General features: G+C 62.2%; 12 protein-coding genes. 2 read left to right on the top strand and 10 right to left on the bottom strand.

The genetic code is table 11. The annotated features are described in order from the left end of the window. Positions 1-7 precede the first annotated feature (7 nt). The 8 genes from D0550_RS13085 to D0550_RS13050 all read right to left on the bottom strand — a co-directional run bounded on the left by D0550_RS13085 (position 8) and on the right by D0550_RS13050 (position 10,616). Entirely contained in the window at positions 8-2,182 is a 2,175-nt protein-coding gene (locus tag D0550_RS13085) for a TonB-dependent receptor (protein WP_206606250.1), read from the bottom strand. 202 nt (positions 2,183-2,384) lie between these two features. Next, on the bottom strand, positions 2,385-3,023 hold the full coding sequence (locus D0550_RS13080; protein WP_161965804.1) for a LysR substrate-binding domain-containing protein: 639 nt from the start codon (positions 3,021-3,023) through the stop codon (positions 2,385-2,387). Continuing rightward, a complete protein-coding gene (locus D0550_RS13075) occupies positions 2,984-3,319 on the bottom strand; it encodes a LysR family transcriptional regulator (RefSeq protein WP_116809733.1) in 336 nt (111 codons plus the stop codon). The genes D0550_RS13080 and D0550_RS13075 overlap by 40 nt, the downstream gene beginning before the upstream one ends. After that, positions 3,312-4,598 carry an MFS transporter gene (locus D0550_RS13070; RefSeq protein ID WP_116809634.1) on the bottom strand — a complete coding sequence of 429 codons (1,287 nt, stop codon included), beginning with the start codon at positions 4,596-4,598 and terminating at the stop codon, positions 3,312-3,314. Before D0550_RS13070 ends, D0550_RS13075 begins: the two co-directional genes overlap by 8 nt. Continuing rightward, positions 4,595-5,707: a 5-methyltetrahydropteroyltriglutamate--homocysteine S-methyltransferase gene (locus D0550_RS13065; RefSeq protein ID WP_116809633.1), complete on the bottom strand. Its 1,113-nt coding sequence runs from the start codon at positions 5,705-5,707 to the stop codon at positions 4,595-4,597. The genes D0550_RS13070 and D0550_RS13065 overlap by 4 nt, the downstream gene beginning before the upstream one ends. A 42-nt stretch (positions 5,708-5,749) precedes the next feature. After that, entirely contained in the window at positions 5,750-7,600 is a 1,851-nt protein-coding gene (locus D0550_RS13060; protein WP_170134671.1) for a feruloyl-CoA synthase, read from the bottom strand. Between the two features lie 5 nt (positions 7,601-7,605). After that, positions 7,606-8,478: an amidohydrolase family protein gene (locus D0550_RS13055; RefSeq protein WP_116809632.1), complete on the bottom strand. Its 873-nt coding sequence runs from the start codon at positions 8,476-8,478 to the stop codon at positions 7,606-7,608. Further along, positions 8,475-10,616: a 3-hydroxyacyl-CoA dehydrogenase NAD-binding domain-containing protein gene (locus D0550_RS13050; RefSeq protein ID WP_116809631.1), complete on the bottom strand. Its 2,142-nt coding sequence runs from the start codon at positions 10,614-10,616 to the stop codon at positions 8,475-8,477. The genes D0550_RS13055 and D0550_RS13050 overlap by 4 nt, the downstream gene beginning before the upstream one ends. Positions 10,617-10,722: 106 nt before the next feature. Here D0550_RS13050 and D0550_RS13045 point away from each other — a divergent pair, with 106 nt between their 5' ends. After that, the gene (locus tag D0550_RS13045) at positions 10,723-11,688 is read left to right on the top strand and encodes a LysR family transcriptional regulator (RefSeq protein WP_116809630.1); all 966 of its coding nucleotides are present in this window, start codon (positions 10,723-10,725) and stop codon (positions 11,686-11,688) included. On the opposite strand, the gene pobA is transcribed toward D0550_RS13045, so the two are convergent. Beyond that, positions 11,630-12,799 carry a 4-hydroxybenzoate 3-monooxygenase gene (gene pobA, locus D0550_RS13040; protein ID WP_116809731.1) on the bottom strand — a complete coding sequence of 390 codons (1,170 nt, stop codon included), beginning with the start codon at positions 12,797-12,799 and terminating at the stop codon, positions 11,630-11,632. The two genes, D0550_RS13045 and pobA, sit on opposite strands and share 59 nt — an antisense overlap. Before the next feature lie 144 nt (positions 12,800-12,943). Between pobA and D0550_RS13035 the strand changes: the two genes are divergently transcribed. After that, positions 12,944-13,837: a helix-turn-helix domain-containing protein gene (locus tag D0550_RS13035; protein ID WP_116809629.1), complete on the top strand. Its 894-nt coding sequence runs from the start codon at positions 12,944-12,946 to the stop codon at positions 13,835-13,837. Positions 13,838-13,863: 26 nt separating this feature from the next. Here D0550_RS13035 and D0550_RS13030 read toward each other — a convergent pair whose 3' ends face one another. Beyond that, the gene (locus D0550_RS13030) at positions 13,864-14,862 is read right to left on the bottom strand and encodes an aldo/keto reductase (RefSeq protein ID WP_116809628.1); all 999 of its coding nucleotides are present in this window, start codon (positions 14,860-14,862) and stop codon (positions 13,864-13,866) included. Positions 14,863-14,877 lie beyond the last annotated feature (15 nt).

The following is a 14,877-nucleotide window of genomic DNA, read 5'->3' as shown; positions in this document are numbered from 1 at the left end:
GCGGAGCTCAGAAATCAAACTTGGCGCGCACCCCATACTGTCTCGGTGCGCCATACAGAATGCCGCCACGCGCGCTGCTCGCATCCTGCACTTGCGCCGCGATGTACTCCTTGTCGAACAGATTCGTCGCGAACGCTTCGATGCGCAGAGTATCCATCGGCATCAGCGTGACGCGCAGATCGGCGATCGTACGCGACGGCACCGTCGTCGCCTGATAGCGAAACGGCGTTGCCAGCTGCTCATCCAGGTAAGAGACCTGGAAACGCGGCGTCAGCGACATGCTGCCGAGCAGGAACTCGTACTGAATACCCGCATTCGCGGTGATCTCCGGCGCGAACGGCACGATCGAACCTTCCGGCACCACGCGATTGGAGTTGGTCTGTGAATCGGTCAGCACGGCGTCCTCGGTGAACTCGCTCTGCAGGGCGCTCAAGCCAACGTTGAAGCCGAAGCGACCGAATTGTCCGGTGAGCTCGAGCTCAGCGCCATAGATCTCGGCGGGCGCCGCATTCAACGTATTCGGAATCAGCGTCGCCGGCGTACCGAGCGGCACCAGCGACGACAGCTGAATGCCGTCGTACTTCGAATAGAACACCGCGCCGTTGATACGCAGCCGACCGTCGGCCACTGTCGACTTCAGGCCCAGCTCGGCCACTTGGTTGGTTTCTGGATTGTAGTTGGGCAGGCGTGGATCGAGATTGATGCCGCCGGCCTTGTAGCCGCGCGACACCGTGCCGTACACCATCAGATCGTCGTTCGCGAAGTACTTCAGGCCGACGCGGCCGGTGGTCTCGTTCGAGTCCACCTCAGTGGTGCACGGGAAACACCCCGGAGGCGGCGGACCGGGAATCAGCAAGCGCGTGTATTCCTGCTTGTCCTCGGAATGACGCAAGCCCACGTCCACGGCCCAGTGCTCGTTGAATCGATAATCGACCTGGCCGAATGCCGAGATCGACTGATTGGTGAGCTCGGTGTCGATGGTCGAGTTCGACTGCGTGTAGGTCACAGTGCTGCGATTGTCGCGATACACCTGCACCGGACTGGTCTCATCCAGGTAGAACCCACCGACCACCCACTGCAGCGGACCTTCGCCGCGCGACAGGAAATTCACTTCTGTCACGAACGTTTCCAGCTCCTGGTGCGTGAAGCCGACGCGGCCTGGAAACAGGTTGGTATTCGCGGTATTGGTCGGCAAGTTCGCCGGCACGGCCGGCGCCGTCGCGGTACGGTCGCCGTCCGCCTGATCGGTCGTCTCGGCATCGAAATAGGAAGTGAGTATGCGCAGCTGCGTGTTGGCCGGCAGATCGAAACGTCCTTCCAGCGACGCCCGGTAGCCCTTCTGATTCAGGAACGACAGCGCATCCTCCTCGATGATGAAGGGATCGCTGGTCACCAGATCGGCGCGGTTCTTCACCGCGTTGTTGTCGGTCTCACGCTCGAAATATTCGTAACGCAGATCGAACGTGGCACCTTCGACCGGCTGATAACGCATGGCCGCGCGTACTGCGCGATCGGTGCCGCTGCCCGGCTCGCTCGGGCTCGGGCCGATGTTCTTGGTGAAACCACCGCGATCGTCATAGACACCGGAGATGCGCACCGCCAGGGTATCTGTGACCGGCACGTTCAACGCACCGACCGTGCGATACCAGTCGTAGTTGCCGACGGTCTGATCGAGGTAGCCAGAGAAGCCGCCGAAGTCCGGCGTCGGCGTGCGCACGTAGATCGCACCACCGGTGGAGTTCTGACCGGTCAACGTACCCTGCGGGCCACGCAGCACTTCGATGGACTCGAAGTCGAAGAACGATTGCGCGATGAATTGTTCGTGCGGGATGAACACACCGTCGACGTAGTACGCGACGCCGGGATTGGACGTCGGCGCTGACTGGCTGATACCCACGCCGCGAATGTTGATGAACGTCGAGCGATTGTAGGTGTTGATCGAGACGCTCGGCGCCACATTCTGAATCTCGTTGATGTTGTCGACGCCCTGCGCGGCAAGCGCATCGGCACTCAACACTGTCGCGGACGCAGGCGTGTTCTGCAAGCTCACTTCACGACGCTCGGCGGTGACCAGCACTTCCTCGAGCACGGTCTGAGTGGGTGTTGCCGCCTGTTGTGCCAGCGCAGCCTCGCCCAGCACCGTGGCCACCACGACAGCCAGTGACGTCGAGCGTCGGAGCAAAGTGTGCGTCGATCTGCAATTGCCAACCATAATTCCCCCTGGGCAGTGATCCATCGGCCGCCGGCGCGCCGAGCTCGAGCTCTGTTGTCGCGGGCTGGCCACATACGCTGTACCGCAGGGCGAGTTTAGATAGCTTCCTCGCTACAGGAGTAACACCGAATTTGACTGATGGCATAAGCCACGTCGATGTCTCGAGCAATGCCTAATGCGTCGCTGGTTGCTCGATCTTTTGCGGCTCATCCACGCGCAGATCCGACGCGATTTCGCGCAGCACGTCATAGACGAACTGAGCCGGCCGCGACAAGGCGGGAGTGCGCCGGTGTGCCAGGAACATCGGACGCATCGGCGAAACATTGCCGAGCGGCCGGCATTTCACCGTGCCCGCATCCAGATCGGGCTTGACTGCATCAGTTACCATGGCGGCTACGCCCAGGCCACGCCGTACCGTTTCGATGACGTTCTGCAGCGAGTCGAGTTCGACGACGACATACGGCGACAGACTGGCCGCGGCGAACACACCATCGACGACCGCTCGAATCGAATGCGGACGCCGTGGCACGATCCAGGGCAATGCAGCCAGATCCTCCAGCGGCGCGTCATTGCCGATGCTCCAGCTGCCTGGATACATCAACATCAACGGATCGCTCAGCAACTCTGCACCGACGATCAGATCGTTGTCCGGACGCGTCGGAGAGATCGACAGCTCGATGCGTCCGTTGATCAGCAACTCGTGCAACACCGCACTGCCTTCTTCCCGAATCTGCAGATGCATCTCTGGATGCTGGCTGCAGACCTTCTCGATCAGCGGCAAGGCAAAGCGAGGCACCATGGTCGGCGACATGCCGAGATTTTTTTTACTGCGCCTGACAGCGGCTTGCATTCTTCCCGATGCACGGCATGTCGCATGTCTTCGACCTGTCGGAGAATGGTCTGTGCATGGGCGTACAGAATCTTGCCAGCAGGTGTCGGTGTCACGCCGGACACCGAACGGTCGAGCAACTTCACCTTGAGCTCGTTCTCGAGCACCGCCAGTTGCTGGCTCAACGCCGGCTGGGCGATGCCGGTGACGGCGGCAGCGCGCGTGATGCTGCCACTGTCCACGATCTGCACGAAATATTTGAGCCGTCGGCTATCCACGGATCGCCCTCCTCTCACTGAAGCGCAACGAGGCGAGCAACAGCGTGCCTGCACCCATGACCGCGGCCACGAACCAGATCGGCGCCGAGAACGAGCCGCTGTGCTGGAGAATGATGCCGATGACGTACGGCCCGGCGAGACTGCCGACATTCCCCACCAGGTTGATCAGCGTGATGCCGGCCGCGGCGGCCGATCGATGCAGGAATCCTGTTGGGATCGACCAGAACACGCCTTGAGCGCCTCCCAATCCGACGCCACCGACGAACAGCAGCAATAAAGACCACGGACTCGGCGGTATCGCCGAAGCCAGTAGCAACGCGACCATGCCCATCGCCAACGCAATGCCCAAGTGCCGATAGCGCTCCTGCGTCTTATCCGAGTGCCACGAGTTCAACACCATGCCGAGCGCAACGCCAACCCATGGCAACGCGGCCAGCGCGCCGACCGCCAGCGGGCTGAGCGAGGACATCGATTTGATCACCTGTGGCAACCAGAACATCATGCCGTTGGCGCCGATCAGGGTCGTACACCACACGCCCGCCGCCAGCCAGGCGCGCGGATCGAAGAGTGCCGTCTTGATGGAAGACTGCACCCGCGCGCCTGCCTCTTTCTGCTCATCGGCCAGCGCGCGCGCGATCCAGTCTTTCTCCGCGTCGCTCAACCAAGGCGCATCGCTGGGCTTGTCGACGAAGATGAAATAGGCGACCCCTGCCATCGCGACAGTCACCAGACCCTCGATGAGCAGCATCCAACGCCAGCCTGGCAGCTCCAGCGGGTTACTTACCCCCATCAGCCAGCCACACAGCGGTCCGCCGATGATCACGGATGCGGGAATGGCGAGCATGGTCACAGCAATGGAGTTGGCTCGATACCGCTGCGGCATCCAGCCACTGCAGTAGTAGACGATGCCGGGTGCAAAGCCCGCTTCGGCACATCCCAAGAGAAAGCGCAGAGCGAACAGCTCCTCGACGTTGCGCACGAAGGCCATCAGCGCCGCCACCGTTCCCCAAATTCCCACACAGCCGGCGATCCAGCGACGCGCGCCGATGCGTGTCAGCACCCAGGTGCTGGGGAACTGAAACAGCAAGTAGCCGACGAAGAACATGCCGACCGCAAGCCCGTAAGCGTGCGGATCGATGCCCAGATCGGCGTTCATCTGCAGGGCCGCGAAACTGATGTTCACCCGGTCCAGCGAGCTCAGCATGATCAGCAATACGATGGGCGCCAGTACGCGCCACTGGAACTTGGCGCGCGCGGACCATTCGACCGTGCCGCTCATCCCCAGACCTCGCGCGCCGTCTCGACGATCAATCGCAACTTGGCGATCTGCTCATCGACGGTCAGCTCGTTGCCCTCCTCGGTGGATGAGAAACCGCACTGTGGGCTCAGGCACAGCTGCTCCAATGGCACGAAGCGTGCCGCCTGCTCGATCCGGCGCTTCAAGTCGTCCTTGCGCTCCAGTGCCGCGCGCTTGGTCGTGACCAGGCCCAGCACCACGAACTTGCCCTTGGGCACGAAACGCAACGGCTCGAAGCCGCCGGAGCGCTCATCGTCGTACTCCAGGAAGAAGCCGTCGACGTTGAGCTCGTTGAACAGCGCTTCGGCGACGTGATCGTAGCCGCCCGAGGCGGCCCAGCCCGAACGGAAATTGCCCCGGCACAGATGCGTGCAGACGCGCATGCCAGCGGGTTTCTTCGACAACGCGCGATTGATGTTCTGAATGTAAACCCGATGCTGCGCATCCGGATCGCCGCCGATGCTCCGCACATAGTCGCGTTGCTTCGGATCGTTCAAATAGGCAAGGCTGGTGTCGTCGAGCTGCAAGTACGTGCAGCCTCGTTTGCCCAGCTCCGCCAGCTCGTCGGCGTAAGCGGCCCCCAGGTCGGTCCAGAACGCATCCATCTGCGGATACGCCTTCGTATCGACGGCCGCACGACCGCCGCGATAGTGGATCATGCTCGGCGATGGAATGGTCAGCTTCGGCGTGCCGCGCGTGACAGCATTGCGCAGAAACTCGAAGTGATCGCCGAAGATGCATTTCTCCAACCGCAGCTTGTCGATCACCCGCAAGCCGGACGGCGTGAAATCGACATCGCCCTTGTCGGTATGGAAATGGACAGTGAGATTGCTGTCGACCTTCTGCACGCCGCCGAGCTGGTACAAAAAATCCATGTGCCAGGAGGAGCGGCGAAACTCGCCGTCGCTGATGCCTTGCAGGCCGATGTCCTGCTGCATTCGAACGACGTTGCGGATCGCCTCGTCCTCGACGAGTTGCAGGGTCGCTGCGTCGATCTCGCCGCGCTTGAACTGCAGTCGAGCTTCGCGCAGCTCTTTGGGACGCAGCAGGCTGCCGACGTGGTCAGCCCGAAATGGTGGTTGAGTGTTCATCTGTCCCCCTTCACTCCCCGGCGTTTTACTAACGGTGCGCCGTTATTCGATCGGTGCCACTTCTGGCGGCGGTATCGCCGCATACAGCGCATCGACACAGGCCGCGCGATGACTCAGCACCGCGCGCTGATTGATCGATCCCTTATCGGTGATTTCTCCCTGGTCGAGCGACGGCGGCGTCGGCAGCAGCATGGCCCGGCGCACGCAGCGAGTGCTGGCCGGATTCTGCCTGGCGTGCGCCGAAAGTCGCTGCTGGATCGTGGCCAGCAAGTCGCGATTCGCAACGACAGCATCGTAGCTGGGACTCTCACCCATGCCTGACACCTGCGCGCAACCGCGCAGGTCGGGAATGATCAAGATCGCAAGATACTCGGCGTTGAGCCCGGCGATCACCACGTCCTGGGCCAACGGAGTCAGCGCGGCGATCAACTCCGCTCGCAACGGTCCGACGCTGACCCACGTGCCATTGGACAGTTTGAAGTCCTCGCCGATGCGGCCATCGAACGCCAGGCCACGGGTTGGGTCACTGTCATCGAGCAGGCGGACCGCATCGCCGAGCCGATAGAACTGTTCCTCATCGAAAGCCGCTGCGGTCAGCTCGGGGTGGCGCCAATAACCGGGAGTGACGTTCGGCCCACGCACGCGCAGTTCGAGCTTCTCTGCCACCGGCGCAAGCTTCACGAGATTGCCTTTTGCAGGCAGGCCGATGACACCGGCGCGTCCGGCAGCAGGCGTCGTGAACGTCACGGAAGGCCCCGTCTCGGTCGCGCCCAGCCCGGCGAGCATGGGAATGCGTACGCCGACCTCCTTCAATGCCGCCTCATCCAGCGCATCCCAGGTGTGTTGGGCAAGCGCAGCACCTCCAAAGAAGTACGCACGCAGCCGGCTATAGAAGTTACGACGAAGCTGCGCATCCTCACGCAAATGATGCGCTAGCATCTCGAAGCCCTTCGGCACATTGAAATACACCGTGGGCGCGATCTCGCGCAGATTGCGCAAAGTTTCCCGAATACCCGCCGGCGTCGGCCTGCCATCATCGATGTAGAGCGAGCCGCCATTGCTGAGCACCAAGCCAACATTGTGACTGCCTCCGAACGTGTGATTCCAGGGCAACCAGTCGACGATCACCGGCGGCTCATCGACCAGGAACGGCATGGGCTGCCTGAGCATGTGCGCATTGCTACACAACATGCGATTGGAGGTGATGACCGCCTTGGGCTGCCCCGTCGAGCCGGAGGTCAGCAGAAACTTCGCGATGGTGTCGGCGTTGGTGCGTGCATGGGCGGCCTCGAGTGCCGCAGTCGGCTCGACTGCCAATGCATCGAGCAAGGTCACTTTTCGATCGTCAGTATCGGCATCGCCCACCACCTCGATCGAATCCGGCAGCAGTTGCAGGGCTCGAGCGAACGCCGGTGTGTCGAATGCGGCGACCAGCCCCGGCGTCAACAGATCCAAGACGTACTGCAGCTTTTGCAGATCCGTGGAGACTTGCGAATACGACGGCGACACCGGGCAATAAGCTATTCCCGCCCACATCGCCGCGAACGCGAGCGTCAAGTGCTCGATGCTGTTGCCGGAGAGAATCGCGATGGGACGCTCAATGGAAAGATCACGCGTCAGCAAGCCCGCTGCAATCCGTCGCACGCGCGTCAGCATTTGCTGATAGGTGACGGCCTGCCACTCACCGCCTGCAACTCGGCGAGCAACCAGCACACGCTGTGGCGCCATCTTCGCCCAGTACTCCAGCGAATCCAGCAGCCGTTCCGGAAATGCCGACAGCGCCTCCACGGGGCGCAGATACAACGTGCCATCTGCACGTCGCTCCACTTCAGTGTGGAACGGGTCCGCCGTCCATGACAATTGACCGGGCAAGGGTTGAGCTTGCGTGGCCACGTGCGTCAATCCGATGACGCCAACCGCAGAGCGCGGATCGCGTTCTGTTTCAAGATCAGATCGTGCACCTCGGGCTTGAAGCCCGCTTCCTTGAAATCCTTGATCCAGCGATCCGGGCTGATCAAGGGATAGTCCGAGCCGAACAGCATCTTGGTCTTGAGCTGGGTGTTCGCATACTGCACCAGTTGCGGCGGAAAATATTTCGGCGACCAGCCCGACAGATCGATGTAGACATTGGGCTTGTGCAGACACACCGACAGCGCCTCGTCCTGCCATGGCCAGGACGGATGAGCGATGATGACGGTCATGTCCGGGAAGTCAGCCGCCACGTCGTCGAGGTGGATGGGATTGGAATATTTCAAGCGCAGGCCGCCGCCGCCCGGCATGCCCGTCCCCATGCCTGAGTGGCCGCTGTGGAAGATCGCCGGCAACCGGTGTTCGGCGATGACTTCGTACAGCTGATACGCCAGACGATCGTTCGGGAAGAACCCCTGCAGCGTCGGATGGAACTTGAAACCCTTGATGACGCCGTCTTTGATCAGCGCACGCGCCTCGCGCACTCCCATCTTGCCCTTGTGCGGATCGATGCTGGCGAACGCCATCATGATGTCGCTGTTCTCGCGCGCGGCATCCGCCACTTCCTCGTTGGGGATGCGCTTGGCGCCGATCTGGAACTCCGAGTCGACGGTGAACATCACCAGACCGATCTTGCGCTCGCGATAGTACGCAATGGTCTCGTGGATGTTGGGCCGCTTGCCGGCTTTGAAGTACTTGGCCGACGCGGCCTCGAACGGCTTCCATGCTTCGTCCGGCTCTTGCCGGCACGAGACTTCGGCGTGCGTGTGCACGTCAATGGCGATCAGGTCATCGATATTCATCGTGCCGCTCCTGACTGCTGCGCTTGCCCCTGCAGCGACTCCCATTGCGCGATGGTGAGCCCACGCTCTACCAACTCCAGCAGCAGCGGCGCCGGCTGCCAATGCATCGGACCGAAAATGTCCTGGTATCTACGCATGCCTGCCAGCAGCACGTCCAAACCGAGGGTCTCGGCGTAGAACATCGGCCCGCCACGATAGCGCGGGAAGCCGTAGCCCGCAGCCCAAACCACGTCGATATCCGACGCTCGCAGCGCCACGCCTTCACCCAGAATGCGCAGACCTTCGTTGAGCAGCGGATACAAACAACGCTCGATGATCTCCTCCTGCGTGTGCTGATGCTGCGGGACCTGCAGCTGTCGCGCGCGTTCGGCGATGATCTCGATCGCTTCCGGATCGTCGTAGCGCGAACGATCGCCCGGCTCATAGCGGTAGTAACCTTTGCCGTTCTTCTGACCAAGGCGCCCGGCGTCATGCAACGCGAAGTCCGCCTGATAGTAAGCCGGATCGGGCGGGAACTGCTCGGCATTCGCCTTGTGCACGTTCACGCCGACATCGATGCCCGCCATGTCGAACACAGCGAGAATGCCCATCGCCATGCCCCAGTGTTCCAGCGCCGAGTCGACCTGACGCGGCGTGGCGCCTTCCAAGACCATGCGCTCGGCTTCGCGGGCATAGCCTTCCATCATGCGATTGCCGATGAAGCCGTAGCAGACCTTCGCCAGCACCGGCGTCTTGCGCAGCGGCTTGGCGAGATCCATCACGGTACGAATCGTCTCGTCCGACGTCTTGGCCGTGCGCACCACTTCGAGCAGCGGCATGACGTTCGCCGGCGAGAAGAAATGCATGCCGATCACGTCCTGCGGCCGTTGGGTAACATCGGCAATCTGAGCGATGTCCAGCGTCGAGGTGTTGGTCGCAAGCACCGCACCCGGCTTCGCGACACGATCGAGCTCGCGGAAGATGCAGCGCTTGAGATCGAGGTTCTCGAACACCGCCTCGATGATCACATCCGCATCCTGCAGCGAGTCATACGACAGCGACGTGCCGATCAGCGCCATACGCCTGGCCTTGTCCTCGGCGCTCAGGCGGCCCCGATCCACCATCGATTGATAAATTTTGTCGAGATTCGCCAGACCTTTGGCCAAGGCTTGCTCGTTGGCGTCGAGCAACGTGACTTTCATGCCGGCGTTCGCGAAACAGATCGCAATACCGCCGCCCATCGTTCCGGCGCCGATGACGCCGGCGCTCTTGACCGGTCGCGCCCTCACGCTGTCTGACAAGCCCGGGATGCGACGCGTCTCGCGCTCAGCGAAGAACACGTGCACCGCGCCCTTGGACTCGACACTCTCCTTGCACTCGTTGACGCGCTGGGTCTCGTACTCCAAACCTTGCTGAAACGACATCCGCATCGCCGCCTGCACGACGTCGACCGCGACCTGAGCAGCAATGCGATTCGGATAGAGTTTGCGCGCCTGGGCACGCGCGCGTTCAAACGCCTCGGCAGTCGCACTCGCCGCCGGCACGGTCATCTCACCAGTGCGGCGTGGACCTTTGCCCGCACCGATCAGCGAGCGAAGATACGTGATCGCACCGGCCCGCAGGTCGCCTTCGATGATCGCATCGATGAAGCCGAGCTCGCGGCCTTTGGCGGCATCCACAGGACGCGCGGTCACGATCATTTCCAGCGCCTGGTCGGCCCCGATCAGACGTGGCATGCGCTGCGTGCCACCGCCGCCAGGGATGATGCCCAATGTCACTTCCGGCATGCCGAAGCGTGTACCAGTGGCTGCAACTCGGTAATGACAGGCGAGCGCGATCTCCAACCCTCCCCCCATGACGGTGCCGTGCATGGCCGCGACGACGGGAACGCTCAGCGCCTCGTAGCCGTTGAAGAGCTCTCGATATTCCTCTTCCTTGGGCGGACCGCTGAACTCGCCGATGTCGGCGCCGGAGAAGAACGTGCTGCCCTCACACAGCAGCAGCACGCCACGCACCTCGGTGCTGGCCTGGATCTGCTGCAGGGCCTGTTTCAGCCCCGTCCGGACCTCCGCGGTGATGGTGTTGACCGGCGGATTGTTGACGATGACTAGCGCAAGCTCGCCGTCGCGCTCGACACGCGCGACGCTGGACGATGACACGGTGGAACCCCCTGATTCGAGTCGCTGGTGACAGCTGTGAGGGCGATTTCGCCTGCATCACGCTCATTTGGAAAGAGCGGTGACAGGTATATAAGATATAAGCACCATGGATATCGCCGATGTCGATCTGAACCTGCTCGTGGTGTTCGACGCCCTGCTGCGCAATCGCAGTGTGAGCGGCGCCGCGCGTGCCCTGAAAATGAGCCAGCCGGCGACCAGTTTTGCGTTGAATCGGCTGAGAAAAATGTTTGGCGAGCCGCTGTTCGTGCGCACCTCGCGGGGCATTCACCCCACGCCCTATGCCGAGAGCATGAGCGCGCCGCTGGAGGCGATCCTGGAGCGGATCCGCACCGACCTGCTGCAACAGCCGACCTTCGACCCCTCGACCGAGCAGCGTTCAGTCACGTTCAACATGCAGGATATTGGCGAGCTGGTCTTCCTGCCGCGCATCCTGGCTCGCTTGAACAAAATCGCGCCGGGGCTGCAGCTGCGCACGGTGAACCTGCCGGCGCCGTTATTGGAGCCGGCCCTGCGCTCGGGGGAAGTGGATATCGCGCTTGGACATTTCCCCGATCTGGACAGCGCGGCACTGTTTCAACAACGGCTGTTCTCGCACTCGTTCGTCTGCCTGGTACGAGCCGACCATCCGACCCTCAAGAACGAAATGACACGCCGGCAATTTCTCGATGGCCTGCACGGGGTCGTGCATCCGGCCGGGCACATGAACGATTCGCTGGAGGCGGAGCTGCAGGCGCAGGGTCTGACCAGAAGGATTTCGGTACGCATCGAGCACTTCCTGGCCGTGCCCACCATCCTCATGCAGTCCGATCTGATTTTTACGGTGCCCTATGCGATCGGCGAGGGCCTGGCGAAACTGGCGGACATCAGGTTGGTGAAGCCGCCCTTCAAAGCCAAGCCACGCATCATTCGCCAGCATTGGCACGCACGATTGCAGCGCGACGCCGCGAATCGTTGGCTCCGCTCGGTGGTAGCGGAGCTGTTCATGGACCCGACTACAGCGGCAAGCCGACGTAGTTCTCGGCCAAGGAGCGCTGAGCGGCGTCAGACCTGAACAGATAATCCAGCTCGCTGCCGCGAATTCGCCCGAAGAAAGGGTCTTCGCCAGGGAATCGATGCAGCAGCGAGGTCATCCACCAGCTGAAGCGCACTGCCTGCCACACCCGGCGCAGTGCCCGCCCCGAGTACTGATCCAAGGCCGCACGCGACTCGCGCCTGTAATAGTCGCTCAGCGCTTCATACAGATAAAACACATCGCTCGCGGCGAGATTCAAGCCCTTCGCGCCGGTTGGCGGCACGATGTGGGCAGCGTCGCCAGCAAGGAACATCTGGCCATAGCGCATCGGCTCGGCCACGAAGCTGCGCAGCGGCGCGATGCTCTTTTCGATGGACGGTCCGGTGGTCATGCGCGCGGCCACATCCTCCCCCACGCGCCGCTTGAACTCGGCCCAGAACTGCTCGTCGCTCCAGTGCTCGACTTTGTCATCGAGCGAGCACTGCACGTAGCAACGCACGCGAGTTTCCGATCGCATGCTGGCCAGCGCAAACCCTCGCTCGGAGTCCGCATAAATCAACTCATCCCAGGCGGGCGGCACATCGGCGAGCACGCCCAGCCAGCCGAATGGATAGATGCGTTCGAAAAGCGACAGCGCTGCGGCCGGAATGGAACGTCGGCTGACGCCGTGATAGCCATCGCAGCCGGCGATGAAATCGCAATCCAGCCGTTGCTTTACGCCTTTGTGAACGAATGTCACCCAGGGCCGCGCGCTGCTGATGTCGTGCAGCTCGACTGATTCGGCCTCATAGATGGACGGTGCGTCACAAGCGGCGCGCGCCTCCATCAGATCGCGTGTGACTTCGGTCTGGCCATAAACCGTAACGACTTTACCGACCAGATCCTTGAAGGCGATGCGGTGACGATGGCCGCTCGCGCCGATCTCGACGCCGTCGTGTGTCATTGCCTGCGAATGCAGGCGCGCGCCGACGCCGGCCAGATCTAGGATATCGACCGTGCCCTGCTCGAGCACACCGGCCCGGATGCGGCCCAATACATATTCTGGCGTGCGCTGTTCGAGAATGACGGCATCGATGCCCGCTTTATATAACAGCTGACCCAGCAACAGTCCCGCCGGTCCCGCACCGATGATCGCAACTTGTGACCGCAACGCTTGTCCCCCTGACAACGCGGACAAGATGCCGCGCCGGGGCATTGCGTGACGATGGAGAAAAAACACAACTTATTGGATATTTCCCAACCCGCCTGCACCGGCACGCGGTAGGATGTTGTCGGCGCAGTCTGGGAGCGCAGTGTGGCGCGACGTGGCATTCCCCAATATTTCCTGTACGGCGAGGCGACTCACGACGTCGACGAGCGCTTTCTGCACATCGAGTCGATTGCCGAGCGCAGCCGCCTGCACGATTGGAAAATCAGCCCCCACGCCCACCAGGACTTGCAGCATTTCTTGCTCGTCACTCGCGGCGGCGGCTTCTTCCACGCCGAGGGTGAGATCCATTCGTTCAATCACGCCGTGCTGATCTCGGTGCCGCTGGCGTGCGTGCACGGATTCGATTTCAAGCCCGGCACCGATGGCTGGATTCTCACTGCCTCGGGCGCGCTGATCGAGCGCATCGCTCACGAAAACGCGGAGTTGCGGCCGGTGCTGTCGGAGGCGAATGCAATGTCATTGCCGCCGGACATCAGCGCGGCCCTGGTCGCGAAGTTTGAAGCGCTGATGCTGGAGTTTCGCAGCAACTTGCCGGGTCGACGCACGGCAGCCGAGGCGTTGCTGATCGGAATCCTGGTGGCGGCGCTGCGCCGGAAACTGCAGTTGCTACCGAACAAGGAGAGCAAGACCGGTGCGGACTCCGTGCTTGCTTCGAAGTACCGATCGCTGGTCGAAGAGAACTTTCGGACGACGCTGAAGGTGGCCGACTATGCGAAACGCTTATGCGTCAGCTCAGAGCGGCTGCGACAAGCCTGCGTGCGAAGTACGGCGAGCTCACCGCTCGCGCTGCTCAATGCGCGCCGATTGTTGGAGGCAAAGCGCTCACTGCTCTACACCGGCATGAGCGTTGGGTTGATCGCGGAGGCGTGCGGATTTCCAGACCCGGCGTACTTCTCGCGGTTCTTCACGCAGCGGACCGGCGTGTCGCCGATGGCATATCGGACCAAGCAAGGTCGATTGCACTTGCGAGATCACTAGGGCACTGACGCGACCGACGACCTTGCTCAGCCCGCGTTCGGCGTCACTTCGGTGTCGATCTCGGTCAGTGTTTCTGCCGGGTAGCGCGTTCCGCTGACTGTATCGGCATTGATCAATCGTTCCACTGCCTCGATGGTGCCGGCCGCGAGGCGAATCGTCGACGCGGCCACGTCCTCTCTCAGGTGTGCAATCGACGTCGTCCCGACGATCGGCAACACGAACGGCGCCTTCGCCAATAACCACGCTATCGCCAGCTGCGCGGGCGTGCAGCCTGCCTCCCAGGCCAGACGATTGAACTGATCGAGCAACTGGCGATTGCGCCCGAAGTGCGGCGGATTGAAGCGCGGCATCGCTCGGCGGATGTCTTTCTCGACGAAATCCCGTGGGTCGGCAATGCCGTTCGCCAGAAACCCGCGCGCCAAGGGCGAGAACGCGACGAGCGCGATGCCGAGGTCGCGACACGCGTCCAACAACGCGATCTCAGGATTGCGTGTCCACAATGAATATTCGCTCTGCACCGCCGCGATCGGATGCACCGCGTGCGCCTTGCGAAGCGTTTGGGCGGACACCTCGGACAACCCAATGGAACGAATGTGACCTTCGCGCACCAGATCGGCCAGTGCGCCGACGCTCTCCTCCACCGGCACCTGCTTGTCCCAGCGGTGCAGGTAGTACAGATCGATCACGTCGGTGCGCAGCCGTTGCAGAGCTTCCTTGCAGGTCTGCCGCAGAGTCTCCGGCCGCCCGTCGATGACTCGCTTGCCATCGACGCCCGTCATTCCACACTTGCTGGCGAGGAACAAACGCTGCCGAAAAGGCTGCAAGGTCTCGCCGACCAGCGCTTCGTTGCGGCCAAAGCCGTACAAGGCCGCCGTATCGAAGTGATCGATGCCGAGATCCAGCGCAGCATGAAGCAGCGCCTTGGCCACCGCCGGCTCGGGCGGAACGCCATAGGCGTGGCTCAGATTCATGCAGCCGAGACCGATCTCGGCCACGCTGTCGCTAGCAAGCTTTCGCTGGTTCATGAGCTCGGCGCCTTG

The sequence above is a fragment of the Steroidobacter cummioxidans genome (assembly GCF_003104955.1).
The sequence above is the reverse complement of the archived record's forward strand: the minus strand, read 5'-3'. Positions and strand labels throughout refer to the sequence as shown.